The organism is Burkholderia pyrrocinia (genome assembly GCF_003330765.1).
Taxonomy (GTDB): Bacteria; Pseudomonadota; Gammaproteobacteria; order Burkholderiales; family Burkholderiaceae; genus Burkholderia; species Burkholderia pyrrocinia_B.
Window position 1 is genome coordinate 395226 of record NZ_CP024903.1, and the last position, 18470, is coordinate 413695.

An 18470-nucleotide genomic window follows, 5' to 3' on the forward strand; every position below is an offset into this window, starting at 1 on the left:
ACATGAAAATCGCCTTCATTGCCGCGATCGCCGTCACGCTCGCCGGGCTCGTGCAGCCGGCCCATGCGGACCCGGTCGCCGGTGTTTCCGCCCGCCCGATCCAATGGGCGCAAAGCATTGCCGATGCGCGCGTGAACAACCTGCATCGCATCACGCCGACGTTGTACCGCAGTGCGCAGCTCTCGCGCGAAGACCTGCCGGAATTGCAGAAGCTCGGCATCCGCAAGGTCATCAGCTTTCGCGCGTTTCACGCGGACGACAGCATCCTGGCCGGCACGCAGATCACGATGCAGCGCATCCGGATCAACACCTGGTACATCCGCGACGAAGACATGGTCACCGCGCTGAAGGCGCTGCGGACCGCCGACCAGGACGGCCCGGTGCTGATCCACTGCCAGCACGGCGCCGATCGCACCGGCCTGGTCTCCGCGCTGTACCGGATGGTGTACCAGGGCTGGACGCGCGAGCAGGCGCTCGACGAGTTGCAGCACGGCGGCTACGGGTTCCATCCGATCTGGCAGAACATCACGAATTACCTGAAGCACGTTGACGTCGAGCGTTTGAGGCAAGCGGTCAACAACGGCTGAGCCGGAAATGCAAAACGCCGCCGACAATCGTTGTCGGCGGCGTTTCGTCCGGGCGTCGAGGATCGGGCGGGGCGTCCGCCGTCGTCAGACCGTCTCGGGCGCCCGCATGGCCTTCGCGTTGTGCGCCGGCGCGCCGTTCGCGACGAAGTACGGTGCGTGCTTGTGTGCGAGCCGCATGTGGCTGCGGACCTCGTTGACGGTCGTGATCGGCGACTCACGGGCTGACACACTTTTTTCATTCCATTCGCATTTTCGAACTCGTTCTATTTCATTCTTAAGACTTGCAGATTAAGGTCGCTTCGGGACTATTTCGCAAACGTTTGACAGGGAGGAGATCCTTGGCCCCGAGCAGCGTCCTTGTCGATGCATCCGCACGTGCGGGTATCGACATCCATCAGTTCTACCGCCTTGACATGCCTCAGGCGAAGAGCGCCGCGCTAGCGGATATCTTTGCCTTCGAGGGTTCGCGCGGGATGGGCGAACCGACGAAGTACACGATTCGGTTCACCCATCCCGTACACGATCTGTCGCGCAGCGAGTACCTGAACAGGCCGTGCACGTTCGTCATCCAGCCGCCGCCTCGCGATCGCTGGAGCGCGCCGGAATCGCCGCGGCGGGTCCATGGCATCGTGACGCGGTTTTCACAGTCGGGTAGCAACTGCGACCAGTCCACCTATGAAGTCGTGCTGGAGTCGCGTCTTGCGCTGCTGCGCGGTACGCGTCGCTGCCGGTTCTTCCTGGACATGAGCGAGCCGGAGATCATTCGGCAGATCCTGAAGGAACACGAGTTCAACCGGATCTTCGCGAGCTTCGAGTTCACGCTGTATCGCGCGTACCGCAAGCATGCGTTCGTGATGCAATGGGGTGAGGACGATCTTGCGTTCGTCACCCGGCTTTGTCGTCGGACGGGGATCTGGTTCGTATGCGACGCCGGCGAGAAATTCGAACACCTGCGGTTCGCCGACGACTTCACGCATTACCGTCATGACGCGGCACTGACGGTTCCATATCGCGAGCACAGCGGGCTGCTGGCCGATGGCCGCGAATCGGTCCATTCGCTGGAGATGCGCGCGGCAACCGTGCCGAAGCGCCACACCGTGCGCAGCTATCACACGGAGCGGCGACCGGCCGGGCCGGTGGAGGCGTCGAACGACATCCACGAAGACCGGACTGCCTATGGCGAAGACTACGTGTGGGGTACGTCATACCTGACCGAAGACGACGCAAAGCGGGAGGCGCTGCTGCGGCACGAAGCCGCGCTGGCGGAGCAGGTCGCGTATCGCGGCACATGCGACCTGCTTGATCTCGCTCCGGGCACGGTGCTGAAGCTGACCAATCGCGCGCTGCCGGACGCGAAGCATGGGTTGCTGGCCGTGCGGGTGACGTGCCGGGCATCGCGCAAGAACGGGTATCAGGTCGATTTTGACGCGATTCCGTCCGATCGTCTCTACCGGCTCGCACTCAAGGAAGAGACGTGGCCGCGAGTCGAGGGTGTCATCACTGGGACGGTGGCCTCGTCCGGAGGCTGGCGAGATCCATATCTGGATGCTGAAGGCCGCTACGTCGTCCATATCCATGCCGACAAGGACAAACGCACGGCGGGGCTCGAAAGCTGTCCGATGCGGTTGGCGAAGCCGTTCGCGGGCGCGGGGCAGGCCGGGTTTCACTTCGGGCTGGTCGAGGGGACGGTCGTGACGGTGGGGTTTCTGTGGGGCAATCCCGATTTGCCGTACATCAGCCAGGTGCTGCACACGGCTGAAGACGCCGACCCGATCGTTGCGGGCCAACCGTGGGGGACGCGCAATACGATCCGGACTCGATCGAACAATACGCTGCAAATGGACGACCGGGAGGGCAAGGAGCATATCAAGGTCTCGACCGAGCGCGGCAAGACGCAGCTCAACCTCGGCTATGCCGTTGATCGCGACAGCAAGAAGCGCGGCGAAGGGTTCGAACTCCGTACGGACAGGCAGGGCCACGTGCGTGCGGGCGGGGGCGTGCTGGTGTCGGCGGACATGCAGGAGAAGGCGCGCGGGGAACAGGGCGACATGCGGCCAGCAACGAATCAGCTGCAGATCACGCAGGCGCAAGCCAGGGGGCTGGCGGACGCTGCTGCGGTGGCGAAGGCGGAGATCGCGGATCTGCGAGCGGAGAGCGCGTGGTTGAAGGATGAACTGTCTGGGCTGAAGAAGGCGGTCATCGCGCTGTCGGCACCGAACGGCATCGGCATGGCCACGCCAGACCGGGTGATGGTGTCGGCCGGCAAGGACGTAAGCATTGCTACGTCGGCCAGATTCAACGTGAATGCGGTGAAGAATGTCGCGATTGCGGCGGGTGAAGTGTTGTCGCTGTTTGCGCACAAGCTCGGCATCAAGCTGTACGCGGCACGTGGCAAGGTTCAGATTCAGGCGCAGTCGGATGCGATGGAGATCGTTGCGCAGAAGGACGTACGAATCACCAGCGCTGACGGTACCGCGACGCTCAATGCAGCCAACGGCGTCGTTCTGAGCGGCGGCGGGTCGGCCTACGTCAAGGTGCAAGGCGACAACGTAGAGATTGGCGGCGCAGGTGGCTTGATCCTGAAGATCATCGAGATTCAGAAGGAGGGGCCGGGGGCGCTGTCGCTGCCGTTGCCGAAATTCGGTCAGGTGGAAGTCCCGAACGACGAGCACTTCATTCTGACTGACAGCATCACGGGTCGCCCGATTTCGAACCGACCGTATCGAATCCAGCTTGCCGACGGGCAGACGGTGGACGGGGTGACCAACGAGCAGGGCGAGACTTCGCTAAGCCGGCAGGATGTTGCGCGGGGCATGAAGCTGCTACTCCAGAAACACAAGGAGGCCTGATACATGGACGACCAGATCAATTCATCGTCCGAGGAGGACATGACCGACGACACGGGTGCGCCGACGCCTTATCGGCTTCCCACCGCGACGCGGATCGTGCCGATGCAGCGTGATCACCTGGGGCAGCCTTATTGGGAGTCGTATCACACCCCGACCAGCTTCGAGGTACGTGCTGAATGCCGTATTCCGCCGCATATGCCGGGCGTCATCATTTTCGTGCACGGCGTCAATTCGACGGGGGAGTGGTATGACGAGGCGGAAGAGGCGCTGTGTGAAGGTTTGAACGAGCGCCTACGTCGATCAGAAAGTAGCAAGCTGAAAGCTAACGTATACATATCTTCAGATCCTGCTACAGGTCGTGGAGTTCCTCGCCAGATTGATTCAACTCAGCCTGGGCATTCACCGGTCATCCGCTTTTTCTGGGGCTACAGCGCGGTTCCTGGCACCGAACGCAGTTGGCGCATTCCATTGCGTAATCGGGACGATTCCGATTTCTGGGCCTCCCACTGCGCCAATGACAACGGTCCGTGGTTAAGCAATGATGTTCCGGCTGGACCTTGGTTCTGGGGTGGTGGCCCGTTCCAGAACGGCACCAATAACCTTCTGCAATTGTGGAGCAAGGTTGGCTTCGAGCGGCATATCCGCGGTTTCGATATGGAGAGATTGAATACCGAGGCGGATCGTCAGCTTCAGGATTCGCCGCCGCGTACCTACTATGCGCACGCGGCCCAAAGGTTGGCGAAACTGATCGACACGATTCGCGAAAAGTGCCCGCGAGACACGGTGACAGTCATGTCGCACAGCCAGGGCACCATGATTGCGATGGCGGCTACCGCGCTATGTACGACGCGCGCACCCGACGCGCTGTTCGTGATGAATTCGCCGTACGCGCTTGACGACAAGATAACCGATGCACTGGCCTGCGGCGCCGATCGTCAGACTGCGGAGGCTCGCGTCAACACATTCCGGAATCTTGCGCTGCGGATCAAGCGGGACAAACGTGTCATGAACGAGACACAGATACGACAGCTTCAGTGCGGTGCGTCCGAGGATATGGATTTCTGGCGGCCGGACAACAAAAGCCGATCTGGCGTACACGAGCGTGACAATCACGGGCGGCTATACGTGTACTTTACGCCGCATGACCGGGTGATGGGCGCTACACCGCTGAAAAGCATCGGCTGGCAGGGGATAGACGACAAACTGCTTGCCGAGTTAGGCGATACGGTCAAGCAGCGCATGCTGGCGCGCGGCACACCAGTCGGCGATGAGCCGGGCATGAAGAAATTCGGGACACTGCCCCCGATACCTGGAAGTAAGCTCGTTTTCGGTGCCAAGCCGACGGATTTCTGGAATGGCAACCGGAATATCTTTACCCCGATTTTGACACTTTGGGCCGTTCCTCATCCTGATAAAACGGTCAGTGTCAACGCCGAACAGGTACCGATGCCAATCACTGCGGAAGAGATGGAGGCTTTCGAAAATTCACGCAAAGGTGCCGATGCGATGGGTAAGTGGGTTCCCGATCCGAACGATCCGGACACGGGGAGTTATGCAGATGAGGACTATCGCTTCATGCGTTCGGTTTATCAACCGACGCGCGATATCGTCACGGAGAACATATACACGTCTGGGCGTACGATTCGACGCGAAAACCAAGACGAAATGCTTGAACGGCTTGATACCTACAATGCCGAGCCGACCAACCACAGTACTTTACCTAAGAATCGGGAATTCATGCGCCGTGTAGTGGCTTACGATCTCCCGATTGGCTTTTGCGATGCTTACGAGAGGAAGTCGCTGTGGACGTCGTTGATGAAGCAGGCTGACTGGACGTTGGGTGGCGACGCGTACTTTTCGACCGGTAAGTTGGACATTGTCACCAAGCCATCAATCATCGATTGGAACACGGTGGATGAGGAGCAAAGCAGGGCGGAAGGCAAGCGCCTTGCTCAACAGCAGTACGGAGGGTCGTCATGAGACATCCCGCGATTGTGCTTGTGCTGCTCGCTTTGATGCAGGGATGCACGGCGCAGCCTCCGCAGCGTCCGGTCTTCGGGCTTGGCGAATTCATGAGTTCGAAACTGAAGGAATTGCCGTACGATTCGCCGTCGCAGATCATCTACCGGATTGACGATCACCGGTTTGTCACGCTGGAGCGTTATCGGGACTGCAATCATGGGGAAACTTACTACAACGATACGCATGCAGGTATCCGAAAGCATTTGGGGCGAGGTCTTTTCGAGAATTTCCAAGGGCGTGTGATTAATGCCGATCCGACCGGTATGAACATTGTTCTTCCGTTGGCATATCCACCGAATCTTATTTGCGGAAACGGTGAGAAAGGTTGCGTAATGCCATTTTGGTACTCGACCGACGGGGGGCAGACGTTTCGCGCTACGATCTATGCGAAACACAGTTTCGATCCATTTAGAGATTCAAAAAGATATACGTTTGCAGTCGTCGGGGACAAGCTTTTTGTTGCGAAGGCGGACTATGCCGTTGAAGGGGCCGACGCTTATGTGAGAGAGTATCCATTGATAAAAGGGATCGATCTTGGAAAGCCCTATCCGCCAGGGGTGAGAGGATCCAGTTTTGCTGCATCGAAACGACCGAAATATCTTCAAGGAGTTTCGACGCCATCCGGGCAGGATAGGGTCGTATGCGATCCGTCGATCAAGCCGACGAATCCGGATGCCCCATTAGTACCGTAAGGTTCAAGCTTATTTTTAATTTATAGAGAGCAAGAAGCGATGCGAAAAGTACTGCAGATATTGTCTTCGGTGAGTGTCTTGGTGTTCATGACCGGTTGTGCAATTCCACTTGGAGTCTATCCGTGAACGCTGCAAGAAAGATCGTAGCGCACTGCTATTGAACATTAATTTCGTGCCGCGGAAGATCTGCGGCCGAACGCACGCATGCAGTTCTTCTTCGGATTCGCCAATCATGAAAATCCCCGTATGCCTCGGCGATACCACCACGCACGGCGGCATCGTCAAAACCGCATCGTCCACATTCACCCTCGACGGCCGAAAGGTGGCTTTGCACCACGACATCGTGTCCTGCCCTGAGCACGGCGACAACCGCATCATTGAATCCGGCGAAGGCTATCGCGAAGGAAATCGAAACTGGGTCGTTCACCGCTGCCGAACGGCGTGCGGCAGCGAAGTCATCGCCAGCAGCACCGGAATGAAAATCCTATGAGCGTGACATGGACCGAACCCGACATCGCCGAATGCGAATACGGCAAGCCACCGTCGATCTGGTGGTGCGTGATCGCCTTCGTTGTCGTCCAGATTGCCGGCATCGTCATCACGATCCTCACCTGGGAGCAAGGGAAGTCCGTAATTTCCGGCACCTTCTTCGTGCGCGCATTGTTGTTGCCGCTGTTCATATGGGGAGCGGTTACCGCTGTGATTTATACCAATTACGAGGAATGGATCGCGCGGGTCGACAGGTGGAATTACCTCTGTCGGTGCAAGTGCGCGAGATGGAAAAGATGGGCGCGGTCCCACGTGGCGATTCTGGGCAGCGTTGCATTGACCCCGGAGCCGGAGTTGGCGGAACGTCTGGTCGGTCTTGAAGGCCGAGCGCCAATGAATCCGGGCAAGATCATGGCGTTGCCGGAAACGGAAGCTTCGGCGGGTGTATCGCGGATCGGTCAGGTTATCGAACGACTGATCGCGCCATTCGCAGCGCGCGTCATGCGTCTTGCGCCTGTCCATACCTTCGAAGTGATGCTGCATTCCGAAGACGAGAGCGACATCAACGAGCTCCAGGCGGTCTGGCGGAAACTCGCCCTGTCCGATCTTGCGAAGCTCCGATGGGCGCCGCTCGACGCAAAGACGGCGAGGATAGAGCAGTGGTTCGACGCTGACCTGCATTCCGGTTTCCGTTTGGTGCTGGGTTGTCAGCTGCATCGGGAGGGCAAGGAGCCGGTTTGTTCGGAGGCGGCTGTTGCGATTCTGCTCGCCTCGCCTGCGGTCCTCGACACATTCGAGCGCAAGCTCAAACCCCAGGCTCGTCTGTTCCGACCGATTTCGGTGCCGCCCGATTCCGTCACGGACGCAGTCGATGTGCTATTGGCGGCCGAACAAACGACGCGTGGACGCATTCGGCATATGTGGTCGAGCGGTTTGTCTCGACAGGGCCGTCACGCAACCAGTGGTGCAATCAAGGATGCCCGCCTCAATCTTGCCGAGCACGACGTCGACGGCGCGATCGGCAAGCCGGGGCCGGTGAACGGATTGTTGCTTCAGGCGCTGGCGGCGCAAATGGTGGAGCACGGGCAGGGCGTGCAACTGATCGCTTCGCCGGACAGCCAACGCGTGATGTTGAATCTGCTCGGGACGCAAGTGACGCCCGTTCCTCATGTCGGTTCGGGACACGCTCGCATGCTCCGTCTGTCCACTACCATCGGCGTGACATGCTGCATCGTCTTCTTCGTGTTTTTGCTCGATATGGCGAGTGCGTCTGCCGGATGGTTCTGGGGCTGCCTTGCTGCGTTCGTGCTGTTGTTCCCGCTCCAGATCGGTGGCGCGATGCTGACTTGTCGCGAGGTGGAAGAAGACTTCCACCGGAAGCTAAGGCGTTCGCCGGAGCAAGTATGAGCGGACATCGTCGGCACCGGAGCGGCTCCGGCAGCGCACCCGACGAACGCGCTCGACGTCGTCGCATGCTTTCGCTCTATTTGCCACTCGTCTACATCTGGGGTGGTGCAGTGGCGTGCGCGGTCTACACGAGTGTCGTCGGCTGGTATGCCGCGCTGGACCTCAATAGTCCCATTCCGCTGCAGTGGGCACTTGTGATGTGGGGTGCGACGTTCGGCTGGATTGTTTCGGATGTCTTCAATGAATGGCAGCATCACGTCGCGGCGCGACTCTACTACGAGGATATAGCCGATGGCGTATGTCCCGACCGCGGCATGCAGATCACATCGGCGAACGGCTGGAAATGGTATCGGCGGCAGGGCTCGCCGTGGCGGATCAGTTCGAAACGCGTAAGGCCGCAGGTGCATCCGGTCGATGCGATTGCGCGCCTACAAGGCCGGAATCCACCTCCACGCAAATGATCGTAGAGAAAAACGCCGCTGACGGTAACCGTCAGCGGCGTTTTTCTTGGGCGTCCCCGCCGTCGTCAGACCGTCTCGGGCGCCCGCATGGCCTTCGCGTTGCGCGCCGGCGCGCCGTTCGCGACGAAGTACGGCACGTCCACACGCGCGAGCGGCTGCCTGCCGCGAATCTTGTCCGCGATCTTCTCGGCGATCATGATCGTCGGCGCGTTCAGGTTGCCGGTCGTGATGATCGGCATGATCGACGCATCGACGACGCGCAGGCCTTCCAGCCCGTGCACGCGACCCTCTTCGTCGACCACGGCCATGTCGTCGTAACCCATCTTGCACGAGCACGACGGATGGAACGCGGTCTCCGCGCGGGCCCGCACGAACGCGTCGAGTTCCTTGTCGGACTTGCAATCGGCACCCGGATTCAGTTCCTGGCCGCGATAGCGGTCGAGCGCGGGCTGCCGCATGATCTCGCGCGTCGCGCGGATCGCATCGCGGAACTCGCGCCAGTCGAGCGCTTCGGCCATGTAGTTGAACAGGATGCTCGGATGCTGGTTCGGGTCGCGCGAGTTCAGCTTCACGCGGCCGCGGCTCGGCGAACGCATCGAGCCGACGTGCGCCTGGAAGCCGTGCATCTCGATCGCATTCGAGCCGTTGTAGTTGATCGCCACCGGCAGGAAGTGATACTGGATGTTCGGCCACAGGTCGTCGTCGCGCGTGCGGATGAAACCGCCCGCCTCGAAGTGGTTGCTCGCGCCGAGGCCGGTGCCGTTCAGCATCCATTCGAGGCCGATCTTCGGCTGGTTCCACCACTTGAGCGCCGGGTACAGCGATACGGGCTCCTTGCACTCGTACTGGATGTACATCTCCAGGTGATCCTGCAGGTTCTGGCCGACACCGGGCAGGTCGAGCACCACGGGAATGTCGAGTTCCTTCAGCCACGCGCCGGGGCCGACGCCCGAGCGCTGCAGCAGTTGCGGCGACGCGATCGCGCCGCTGCACACGAGCACTTCGCGGCGCGCATGCGCGGTCGCGCGTTCGCTGCCGCGCAGGTACGTGACGCCCGATGCGCGCTTGCCGTCGAACAGGATGCGGTCGGCGAGCGCGTGCGTGACGATCTCGAGGTTCGGCCGCACCTTCGCTTGGTCGAGGTAGCCGCGCGCGGTGCTCGCGCGGCGGCCGCGCGGCGTGACGGTGCGGTCCATCGGGCCGAAGCCTTCCTGCTGATAGCCGTTCAGGTCGTCGGTGCGCGGATAGCCGGCCTGCACGCCGGCGTCGACCATCGCCTCGAACAGCGGGTTCACGCCCGGCTTGCTGGTCGTGACCGACACGGGGCCGTTGCCGCCGTGGTAATCGTTCGGGCCGACGTCGCGCGTCTCGGCTTTCTTGAAGTACGGCAGGCAGTCGAGATACGTCCAGTTCTCGAGGCCCTTGTGCGTCGACCAGTTGTCGTAGTCGAGCGCGTTGCCGCGGATGTAGCACATCCCGTTGATCAGCGACGAGCCGCCGAGCCCCTTGCCGCGCCCGCATTCCATCCGGCGGTTGTCCATGTGCGGCTCGGGGTCGGTCTCGTATGCCCAGTTGTAGCGGCGGCCTTGCAGCGGATAGGCGAGGGCCGCCGGCATCTGCGTGCGGAAGTCGAAGCGGTAGTCGGGGCCGCCGGCTTCGAGCAGCAGCACCTTCACGTCCGGATCTTCCGTCAGGCGCGTTGCGAGCACGTTGCCCGCGGAACCTGCGCCGCAGATGATGTAGTCGTATTCGCGTGTCGTCATGACGGCAACTCCTTTCTTAAAACACCGGGTTGTAGCGGCCGAGTTCGACCTGCACCGACTTGATCCGAGTGTAGTGCTCGAGCGTCGTGATGCCGTTCTCGCGTCCGACACCGGATTGCTTGTATCCGCCAACCGGCATTTCGGCCGGCGATTCGCCCCACGTGTTGATCCAGCAGATGCCGGCTTCGAGGCGATGGATCGTGCGGTGCGCGCGCGACAGGTTCTCGGTCACGACGCCGGCCGCGAGGCCGTAGTGCGTGTCGTTCGCGCGGGCGATTACTTCGTCCTCCGATTCGAAATCGAGGATGCTCATCACCGGCCCGAAGATTTCCTCGCGGACGATCTTCATGTCGTCGCGGCAATCGCCGAACACGGTCGGCGCGACGTACTGGCCGCTGCCGAAGTGGCCGTCGGTCAGGCGCGTGCCGCCCGCGAGCAGCTTCGCACCTTCGCTCTTGCCGCTCTCGATGAAGCCGAGCACCTTGTCGAGTTGCGCGGCCGACACGAGCGGGCCGAAGTTGGTGTCGGCATCGGTCGGCTTGCCGACGCGAATGCGCTTCACGCGTTCGAGCACACGCTGCGTGAACGCGTCCTTGATCGAGCGGTGCACGAACACGCGCGTACCGTTCGTGCAGACCTGGCCCGAGCTGAAGAAGTTGGCGGTCACCGCGATGTCGGCCGCGCGGTCGAGGTCGGCATCGTCGAACACGATCAGCGGCGACTTGCCGCCGAGTTCCATCGTCACTTCCTTCAGCGACGATGCGCCGGCCAGCGACATCACCTTCTTGCCCGTCTCGACGCCGCCGGTGAACGACACCTTCGCGATGTCCGGGTGGCCTGTGAGCAGTGCGCCGACGGAACCGTCGCCCTGCACGACGTTGAACACGCCGGCCGGCACGCCGGCTTCCGTATAGATTTCCGCGAGCTTCAGCGCCGTCAGCGGCGTGACTTCGCTCGGCTTGAACACCATCGCGTTGCCGGCCGCGAGCGCGGGCGCCGTCTTCCAGCATGCGATCTGGATCGGGTAGTTCCATGCGCCGATGCCCGCGCACACGCCGAGCGGTTCGCGGCGCGTGTAGACGAACGAATCGGCGCGCAGCGGCACCTGCAGCCCTTCGATCGCGGTCGCGAGGCCCGCGTAGTACTCGATCACGTCCGCGCCGGTGACGATGTCGACTGCAAGCGTCTCGCCGATCGGCTTGCCGGTATCGCGCGTTTCCAGCGCCGCGAGTTCGTCGTTGCGCTCGCGCAGCAGGTCGACCGCGCGGCGCAGGATGCGCGAGCGCTGCATCGCGGTCATCGCGGCCCATTCGCGCTGGCCTTCCTGCGCGGAGGCGACCGCGCGGTCGACGTCGGCCGCGCTGGCCTGCTGCACCTGCGCGAGCAATTCGCCGGTGGCGGGATCGAAGGTGTCGAAAGTCTTGCCGCTCGTGGCGTCGACGTAACCGCCGCCGATGTAGAGGCGCTGCAAACCGAATACGGACATGAGGATCTCCTTGAGGGCGACTGCGTGACGCGTCAGTCGGACGCGAGCAGCAGGTCGATGTAATCGTGGGCGAGCTTCAGTGCCGCCCGGGTGTCGATCGGGCCGCCGGCGAGCGCGCCGCGCAGCCACAGGCCGTCGATCAGCGCGGCGAGGCCGCTGGCGGCTTCCCGCGCTTTCGTGCGCGGCAATGCCTTTGCAAATTCGGCGCACAGGTTCGAATGGAGGCGCCGCGTGTTGACGTGCTGCAGGCGCTTGAGCATCGGGTCGTGCATGCTCTGCGACCAGAATGCGAGCCACGTCTTCATCACCGGCGCGCTGACCTGCGTGTCGTCGAAGTTTGCGGCGACGACCGCACGCAGCCGGGCGCGCGGGTCCTTGCGCGCGCCGACGCGGCGGGCCGTGGTGGCAGCCCACAGATCGCGCAGCACGTGCCGCATCGTCGCTTCGAGCAGGCCGTCCTTGTCGCCGAAGTAGTGGCTGACGATGCCCGTCGAGATGTTCGCGCGTTGCGCGACCGATGCGAGCGTCGTGCCGGGCAGGCCCGCTTCGTCGATCGAACGCAGCGTGGCGTCGATCAACTGCGCGCGGCGAATCTCCCGCATTCCGACTTTCGGCATCGCGACTCCCTTCGCCCGGACGGGCCGTTCATGGAAGTCGAGAGCTTAGCGGTTTTTTATTGATCGTTCAATCAATAAAAAACCGGGGTCTGACGATGACAGCGCTATTCGACGGCGGCGCGCGGTGTGCAGCCGGGCGTTGTGCAGGTGCGGAAAAATAATTGAAAGATGATTAAATAAACTGGAGTTTGTTTAAAACGGATTTCAATGCGAACGATCAATCTGGTTAATCGTTACGCGCCTCGAATCTATTACATATCGAAAGAATGTTGAGGGGTGTGATATTGGATGAATCGCAGAAGTCTGCGTTCGGAATGCTGCCATGGTTCATTCATGAAAAAGCGTTTTAATCGAGCGAATAAAACGGCATAAACGTTTGAATATAAAAGAATTTGCATCTTTGGTTCAAGATCTGGTCACCTGCTCGCAAACGATTGCGATTGCCTTTCAATCGGTTCCGCTTACCATAAAAAATGCAGGAAAAATTTGAATCCGGTGTATTTCCCGGTGGAGTAGAGGGAATCGTTGGAATGACTTGAGTAAGTAATATTGCCCGTATTAGTATGGCGCCGCACCAAGAAGAATGAATGGGCGCCGCCGGCATTTGCCGCGGCGCGTCGGCAATGGGCGCGGCGCAGGTCGCGCGCGGGGCCGGCGCCAGCCATTGCGCACCTGCAGCATGCCGCGACGTCGAGACGCCGCATCCACCGGAGAACGACGATGCCGACCGAAAAACACCTGGTCCCGCTGCCGAATGGTCTGAAGGTCTACGTCGAACGGAACGTGTTCGACCCGGCGTTCGATACGGCGATGCTCGTCAACGGCGCGCTCGCGACGACCGCATCGTTCGGGCAGACCGTCCAGTATCTCGGCGAGCGGATGAACTCGATCTGCTTCGACCTGCCGTATGCGGGGCAGTCGCGCCAGCACAACCCGGGCTGCTTCATCCTGACGAAGGACGACGAAGCCGCGATCCTCCAGCATCTGGTCGAGCGCTTCGCGCCCGCGTACCTCGTGTCGGTGTCGTGGGGCGGCGTCGCGTCGCTGTTCGCGCTCGCGCGCGGCTGCCCGAGCGTGCGGCGTGCGGCGATCTGCTCGTTCTCGCCGTTCCTGAACGACGCGATGGTCGACTACGTGACGCGCGCCCGCGACCACATCGCGGCCGGCGAGAACCTGAAGGCCGCGCAGTTGCTGAACGACACGGTCGGCCGCTACCTGCCGCGCATCATGAAGCTGTACAACTACCGGTATCTCACGCGCCTGCCGCGCGACGAGCAGGACCAGGTCGCGTTTCACGTCGACCAGATCCTGTCGCTGCAACCCGAGCGCTACTTCAGCGAGTTCTCGAACATCGGCTGCGAGCTGCTGTTCCTGAACGGCGAGCGCGACGAATACACGACGCCGGCCGATGTGCGCCAGCTCGGCGCGCACGTGCCGCGCGCGCGGTTCGCGACGGTGCCGGACGCCGGCCATTTCCTCGACATCGAAGGCCGCGCGCAGCGCGAAACCACCCGTGCGGCGCTGCTCGACTTCTTCTGCGGCGCGTCGCCGGTCGCGGCCGGCATCGCGCTCGGCGCCGCGCATGCGTGCGTGTCCGCGCCGATGCACGCGCTGTCGTCGTGACGCCGCGCATCGTGCATCGGGCCGATCCGGCGCATCCGAATTCCCATCCCAACGAGGCAGGCCAGCCGTGAATATCGTTCAGACCATCGCCATCGTCGTACCGTGGGCCGCATGGCTCGCCTACTGGATCGCCACGTCGCAGGGCGCGAAGACGACCGTGCGCAAGGAAGCGTCGCGCTCGCGCACGCTGCAGTCGATTCCGCTGATCGTCGGCGGCGCGCTGATCATCCTGCCCGATCCGTCGTGGCAGGCGTTCGTGCCCGACTGGCAGCGCTTCGGCCTGCAGGCGCAGTGCGGGCTCGCGGTGCTGGTCGCCGGCCTGCTGTTCTCGGTGTGGGCGCGGCTGCACCTCGGCACGAACTGGAGCGTGTCGGTCACGCTGAAGGAAGACCACGAACTCGTCCGCACGGGGCCGTACGCGCTCGTGCGTCATCCGATCTACACGGGCTGCCTGATCGCGCTCGTCGGCGCCGCGCTGGTCGGCGGCGAATGGCGCGGCGCGCTCGGCGTGCTGCTGGTGTTCGCGTCGCTCGCATACAAGGTGCGCGTCGAGGAGAACTGGCTGACCGGGTATTTCGGGCCGGCGTACGCGCAGTACCGCCGCGAGGTCGCGGCGCTGATTCCCGGCTTCTACTGACCCTGCGAGGCGCGCGATGGCGAAGATGATCGTGACCGCGATCGGCTCGGCGGGCGACGTGCATCCGCTGCTCGGCGTCGCGCGCACGCTCGCGGCGCGCGGTCACGACGTCGTGTTCTGCACGCACGCGCCGTTCGAGGCGGCCGTGCGCCGGTGCGGCTTCGCATTCGTGCCGGTCGGCACCGCGGCCGAATACGAGGCCGCGATGGCGAATCCCGCGCTGTGGGATCCGCGCACGTCGTTCCGCACGCTGTGGCAGGTGATCGCGCCGATGCTGCGCCCGCATTACGACGCGCTGCGTGCGCTGACCGACGACGATACGGTCCTCGTCGGCACGCTGTGGGCGTTCTCCGCGCGCTTCATGCAGGAGCTGCACGGCACGCCGTACGTGTCGGTGCAGGTGTCGCCGTCGACGCTGCTGTCCGCGCATGCGCCGCCGACGCACCCGCGCCTGACGATTCCCGCGCGCTGGCCGCTGCCCGTGAAGTCGGCGTTGATGACGCTGATCGAGCGTCAGGTGCTCGACCGCGTGTGCGGCCCGGCGCTCAACGCGGTTCGCAGCGACCTCGGGCTCGCGCCCGCGCGGCGCGTGCTTGGCCGCTGGCTGCATTCGACCGACGGCGTGCTGTGCCTGTTTCCCGGCTGGTTCGCGCCGCCGCAGCCCGACTGGCCGTCGAATCATCTGCAAAGCGGTTTTCCGCTGTTCAACGATATCGAGGCGCCTGACGACGATGCGGAACTCGACGCGTTTCTCGCGGCCGGCGAGCCGCCGGTCGTGTTCACGGCCGGCTCGACGCGGGTCGATCACGCGGCGTATGCGCGCGCGGTGGCAAACGCGTTGCGCGCGACCGGCGCGCGCGGGATCCTGCTGACGCCGCACGATGCGGCACCGGACGGCAACCGGCTGCTCGTGCGCCGCTTCGTGCCGATGCGCGCGCTGTTGCCGGGTTGCCGCGCGCTCGTGCATCACGGCGGGATCGGCACCGCGGCGCTCGCGTGCGAGGCCGGGATCGTGCAGGTCGTGACGCCGTTCGCGCACGACCAGTTCGACAACGCGCAACGCGTCGTGGCAAACGGCTGCGGCGTGCGCGTCGACGGCCCCGTCGACGGCGCGCGTCTCGGCGCGGCGCTCGCGCACGTGCTCGACGAACCCGCGTTCGCGGTGCACGCGGCGCGCACGCGCGCGCTGCTCGCGGCCGCGCCGGACGGCTGTCACGCGGCCGCCGATTTCATCGAGCGGTTCGCGCCGAAGCGCAGGCGGGCGACCGCGCGGGCCGATGTCGCGGTGGCCGGCGCATGAGCACGGCGTCGCCGCTTCACGATGCGCCCGTCGCGCCGTCCGCGTTCGACGTGCCGGCCCCCATGCCGGCCGCGCAGCCGGTGCGTGGCATCCGGCTCGCGCTGCTGACGTTCGCGCTGTCGCTCGCGACCTTCATCGAGGTGCTCGACTCGACCGTGACGAACGTCGCGGTGCCGGCGATCTCCGGCAGTCTCGGCGTGTCGAACAGCCAGGGCACGTGGGTGATCAGCTCGTATTCGGTCGCGGCCGCGATCGCGGTGCCGCTGACGGGCTGGCTCGCGCGCCGCGTCGGCGAGTTGCGGCTGTTCGTCGGCGCGGTGCTGCTGTTCACGCTGACGTCGCTGCTGTGCGGGCTCGCGCGCGACCTGCATGTGCTGGTGATCTGCCGCGCGCTGCAGGGGCTGTGCTCGGGGCCGATGGTGCCGCTGTCGCAGACGATCCTGCTGCGCACGTTCCCGCCCGACAAGCGCACGATCGCGCTCGCGCTGTGGGCGATGACGGTGCTGCTCGCGCCGATCTTCGGGCCGGTGGTCGGCGGCTGGATCGTCGACAACTTCTCGTGGCCGTGGATCTTCCTGATCAACCTGCCGATCGGGCTGTTCGCGTTCGCGGTCTGCACCGCGATGCTGCGCCCCGACGCGCAGCGCGGCGCGGCCGGCCCGATCGACGTGCCGGGCATCGTGCTGCTCGTGATCGGCGTCGGCTCGCTGCAGGCGATGCTCGATCTCGGCCACGACCGCGGCTGGTTCGATTCGCCGCTGATCGTCACGCTCGCGGTGGTCGCGGGGCTCGCGATCGTGTCGCTGCTGATCTGGGAAGCGGGCGAGGCGCACCCGGTCGTCGATCTCGGCCTGTTTCGCGACCGCACGTTCTCGTTTTGCGTGCTGATCATCTCGCTCGGGATGATGAGCTTCTCGGTGGTCGGCGTCGTGTTCCCGCTGTGGATGCAGGCCGTGATGGGCTACAACGCGTTTCACGCGGGGCTCGCGACGGCGTCGCTCGGCGTGCTCGCGCTCGTGTTTTCGATCCTCGTCGGCCTGCACGCGCACCGCTTCGACGCGCGCGTGCTCGCGACCTTCGGCTTCCTCGTGTTCGCGGCCGTGCTGGCGTGGGACGCGCATTTCACGCTGAAGATGACGTTCGCGCAGATCGCCGCGCCGGGGCTGATCCAGGGGATCGGGCTGCCGTGCTTCTTCATTCCGCTGACCGCCGCGACGCTGTCGCGCATTCCGGACGACCGGCTCGCGGCCGCGTCGAGCCTGTCGAACTTCCTGCGCACGCTGTCGGCCGCGTTCGGCACCGCGATGAGCGTGACGCTGTGGGACAACCGCGCGACCTATCACTACGACGTCGTATCGCAATCCGTCACGCATGCGTCGGCGAACACGCAGCGCTTCGTGCACGCGCTGAACGGGATGGGCGTGGACGGCGTGCGCGAGCTGACGACGCTGCACCAGGTTGTGATGCAACAGGCGTACATGATGGCGACGAACGACATGTTCTGGATGGCGAGCATGACGTGTCTCGTGCTCGCGGCCATGATGTGGCTGACGCGGCCGAAGCGCGGCGCGGCGGCGTCCTTCGGGCATTGAGGAGAGGAACATGACGACACTCGGGGCACTCGTGATCCTGTATCACCCGAGCGACGCGCAGCTCGACGCGCTCGGTGCGTGGCGGCACGCGTGCGACGCGTTGATCGTCGTCGACAACACGCCGCAGCCCGATGCGCGGGCGCGCGACCTGTGCGCGCGCGAAGGCATCGCACTGCTGCATCACGGCAATCGCGGCGGGATCGCCGGGGCGTATAACGCGGGGCTCGCGGCGCTGTTTCGCGACCGCATCGATGCGGTCGCGCTGTTCGACCAGGATTCGTCGGTGCCGGCCGCGTATTTCCCGGCGATGCGCGATGTCTGCGCGGGGCTCGCGGGGCGCGCGTTCCTGGCCGGACCGCGCATCTTCGACGAGAACGCGCGCAGCTTCCTGCCCGAACTCGCGACCAACGGGATCGGGCTGCGCCGCCTGCGCCTCGAGCCGGGCGCGCCGATGCAGCGCTGCGCATTCCTGATCTCGTCGGGCTGCATCGTGTCGCGCGACGCGTTCGACGTGCTCGGCCGGTTCGACGAGGCGCTGTTCATCGATCACGTCGACACCGAATACAGTTTTCGCGCGCTGTCGCGCAACGTGCCGCTCTATGTCGTGCCGTCGCTGGTGCTGCCGCACCGGATCGGCGCGAAGCAGCGCCACGCGGTCGGCCCTTTTGAAATGACGTCGATGAATCATTCGTGGCAACGGCGCTACTACAGCGCGCGCAACGCGGTGCAGCTCGGGATGCAGTACGGGCTGCGCTTTCCGGTGGCGATCGTGCCGAACCTGCTGACCGTGTGGCAGGTCGTGCAGATCGCGCTGGTCGAACGCGACAAGCGCGCGAAGCTCGCCGGCATCCTGTTCGGCGTCGCGGACGGCCTGTTCGGCCGGCTCGGTCCGCTCGAACGCACGCGGCCGCGCCTGGCCGCGCGCGCGCAGCAAGGATGAGGGGC

Annotated in this window: 16 protein-coding genes; 12 read left to right on the forward strand and 4 right to left on the reverse strand. The window is 63.8% G+C overall.

Going from position 1 to position 18470, the window contains the following annotated elements:
• Nucleotides 1–2 precede the first annotated feature (2 nt).
• Nucleotides 3–587: a dual specificity protein phosphatase family protein gene (locus tag CUJ89_RS19320; RefSeq protein WP_114179104.1), complete on the forward strand. Its 585-nt coding sequence runs from the start codon at nucleotides 3–5 to the stop codon at nucleotides 585–587.
• A gap of 84 nt (nucleotides 588–671) precedes the next feature.
• On the opposite strand, the gene CUJ89_RS38025 is transcribed toward CUJ89_RS19320, so the two are convergent.
• On the reverse strand, nucleotides 672–815 hold the full coding sequence (locus CUJ89_RS38025; RefSeq protein ID WP_161556548.1) for a hypothetical protein: 144 nt from the start codon (nucleotides 813–815) through the stop codon (nucleotides 672–674).
• A 110-nt stretch (nucleotides 816–925) separates the two neighbouring features.
• Between CUJ89_RS38025 and CUJ89_RS19325 the strand changes: the two genes are divergently transcribed.
• The 6 genes from CUJ89_RS19325 to CUJ89_RS19350 all read left to right on the forward strand — a co-directional run bounded on the left by CUJ89_RS19325 (nucleotide 926) and on the right by CUJ89_RS19350 (nucleotide 8507).
• A complete protein-coding gene (locus tag CUJ89_RS19325) occupies nucleotides 926–3436 on the forward strand; it encodes a type VI secretion system Vgr family protein (RefSeq protein WP_114179105.1) in 2511 nt (836 codons plus the stop codon).
• A gap of 3 nt (nucleotides 3437–3439) precedes the next feature.
• Nucleotides 3440–5416, forward strand: a complete 1977-nt coding sequence (locus CUJ89_RS19330; RefSeq protein ID WP_114179106.1) for an effector protein Tle3 domain-containing protein — start codon at nucleotides 3440–3442, stop codon at nucleotides 5414–5416.
• A complete protein-coding gene (locus tag CUJ89_RS19335) occupies nucleotides 5413–6150 on the forward strand; it encodes a hypothetical protein (protein ID WP_114179107.1) in 738 nt (245 codons plus the stop codon). Before CUJ89_RS19330 ends, CUJ89_RS19335 begins: the two co-directional genes overlap by 4 nt.
• A 232-nt stretch (nucleotides 6151–6382) precedes the next feature.
• On the forward strand, nucleotides 6383–6640 hold the full coding sequence (locus CUJ89_RS19340; RefSeq protein ID WP_114179108.1) for a PAAR domain-containing protein: 258 nt from the start codon (nucleotides 6383–6385) through the stop codon (nucleotides 6638–6640).
• Nucleotides 6637–8046 (forward strand): hypothetical protein, encoded by a 1410-nt coding sequence (locus CUJ89_RS19345; RefSeq protein WP_114179109.1) that lies wholly within the window; start codon nucleotides 6637–6639, stop codon nucleotides 8044–8046. The genes CUJ89_RS19340 and CUJ89_RS19345 overlap by 4 nt, the downstream gene beginning before the upstream one ends.
• 65 nt (nucleotides 8047–8111) lie before the next feature.
• Nucleotides 8112–8507, forward strand: a complete 396-nt coding sequence (locus CUJ89_RS19350; protein WP_152036632.1) for a hypothetical protein — start codon at nucleotides 8112–8114, stop codon at nucleotides 8505–8507.
• A gap of 65 nt (nucleotides 8508–8572) precedes the next feature.
• Here the strand turns inward: CUJ89_RS19350 and betA are convergent, their stop codons facing one another.
• From betA to betI, 3 genes are read right to left on the reverse strand one after another with little or no spacing between them, the layout of a single operon-like run.
• Nucleotides 8573–10270 carry a choline dehydrogenase gene (gene betA, locus CUJ89_RS19355; protein WP_114179111.1) on the reverse strand — a complete coding sequence of 566 codons (1698 nt, stop codon included), beginning with the start codon at nucleotides 10268–10270 and terminating at the stop codon, nucleotides 8573–8575.
• Between the two features lie 16 nt (nucleotides 10271–10286).
• A complete protein-coding gene (betB, locus tag CUJ89_RS19360; RefSeq protein ID WP_114179112.1) occupies nucleotides 10287–11756 on the reverse strand; it encodes a betaine-aldehyde dehydrogenase in 1470 nt (489 codons plus the stop codon).
• A 32-nt stretch (nucleotides 11757–11788) separates the two neighbouring features.
• Nucleotides 11789–12373: a transcriptional regulator BetI gene (gene betI, locus CUJ89_RS19365; RefSeq protein ID WP_114179113.1), complete on the reverse strand. Its 585-nt coding sequence runs from the start codon at nucleotides 12371–12373 to the stop codon at nucleotides 11789–11791.
• 720 nt (nucleotides 12374–13093) lie between these two features.
• On the opposite strand from betI, the gene CUJ89_RS19370 reads away from it, so the two are divergent.
• The 5 genes from CUJ89_RS19370 (at nucleotide 13094) to CUJ89_RS19390 (ending at nucleotide 18465) form a co-directional block, all read left to right on the forward strand.
• Nucleotides 13094–13996 carry an alpha/beta fold hydrolase gene (locus tag CUJ89_RS19370; protein ID WP_114179114.1) on the forward strand — a complete coding sequence of 301 codons (903 nt, stop codon included), beginning with the start codon at nucleotides 13094–13096 and terminating at the stop codon, nucleotides 13994–13996.
• 67 nt (nucleotides 13997–14063) lie between these two features.
• Nucleotides 14064–14633, forward strand: a complete 570-nt coding sequence (locus CUJ89_RS19375) for a methyltransferase family protein (protein ID WP_114179115.1) — start codon at nucleotides 14064–14066, stop codon at nucleotides 14631–14633.
• 16 nt (nucleotides 14634–14649) lie between these two features.
• Entirely contained in the window at nucleotides 14650–15933 is a 1284-nt protein-coding gene (locus CUJ89_RS19380; RefSeq protein WP_114179116.1) for a glycosyltransferase, read from the forward strand.
• Nucleotides 15930–17525: a DHA2 family efflux MFS transporter permease subunit gene (locus CUJ89_RS19385; RefSeq protein ID WP_114179117.1), complete on the forward strand. Its 1596-nt coding sequence runs from the start codon at nucleotides 15930–15932 to the stop codon at nucleotides 17523–17525. The genes CUJ89_RS19380 and CUJ89_RS19385 overlap by 4 nt, the downstream gene beginning before the upstream one ends.
• Before the next feature lie 10 nt (nucleotides 17526–17535).
• Nucleotides 17536–18465 (forward strand): glycosyltransferase family 2 protein, encoded by a 930-nt coding sequence (locus tag CUJ89_RS19390; protein ID WP_114179118.1) that lies wholly within the window; start codon nucleotides 17536–17538, stop codon nucleotides 18463–18465.
• Nucleotides 18466–18470: the final 5 nt, after the last annotated feature.

Excerpts from the sequence above, each read along its gene's own strand:
- CUJ89_RS19320 (WP_114179104.1), top strand. The coding sequence starts at position 3 with ATGAAAATCGCCTTCATTGCCGCGATCGCCGTCACGCTCGCCGGGCTC.
- CUJ89_RS19330 (WP_114179106.1), top strand. The coding sequence starts at position 3,440 with ATGGACGACCAGATCAATTCATCGTCCGAGGAGGACATGACCGACGAC.
- CUJ89_RS19335 (WP_114179107.1), top strand. The coding sequence starts at position 5,413 with ATGAGACATCCCGCGATTGTGCTTGTGCTGCTCGCTTTGATGCAGGGA.
- CUJ89_RS19340 (WP_114179108.1), top strand. The coding sequence starts at position 6,383 with ATGAAAATCCCCGTATGCCTCGGCGATACCACCACGCACGGCGGCATC.
- CUJ89_RS19345 (WP_114179109.1), top strand. The coding sequence starts at position 6,637 with ATGAGCGTGACATGGACCGAACCCGACATCGCCGAATGCGAATACGGC.
- CUJ89_RS19350 (WP_152036632.1), top strand. The coding sequence starts at position 8,112 with ATGCTTTCGCTCTATTTGCCACTCGTCTACATCTGGGGTGGTGCAGTG.
- betA (WP_114179111.1), bottom strand. The coding sequence starts at position 10,270 with ATGACGACACGCGAATACGACTACATCATCTGCGGCGCAGGTTCCGCG.
- betB (WP_114179112.1), bottom strand. The coding sequence starts at position 11,756 with ATGTCCGTATTCGGTTTGCAGCGCCTCTACATCGGCGGCGGTTACGTC.
- betI (WP_114179113.1), bottom strand. The coding sequence starts at position 12,373 with ATGCCGAAAGTCGGAATGCGGGAGATTCGCCGCGCGCAGTTGATCGAC.
- CUJ89_RS19370 (WP_114179114.1), top strand. The coding sequence starts at position 13,094 with ATGCCGACCGAAAAACACCTGGTCCCGCTGCCGAATGGTCTGAAGGTC.
- CUJ89_RS19380 (WP_114179116.1), top strand. The coding sequence starts at position 14,650 with ATGGCGAAGATGATCGTGACCGCGATCGGCTCGGCGGGCGACGTGCAT.
- CUJ89_RS19385 (WP_114179117.1), top strand. The coding sequence starts at position 15,930 with ATGAGCACGGCGTCGCCGCTTCACGATGCGCCCGTCGCGCCGTCCGCG.
- CUJ89_RS19390 (WP_114179118.1), top strand. The coding sequence starts at position 17,536 with ATGACGACACTCGGGGCACTCGTGATCCTGTATCACCCGAGCGACGCG.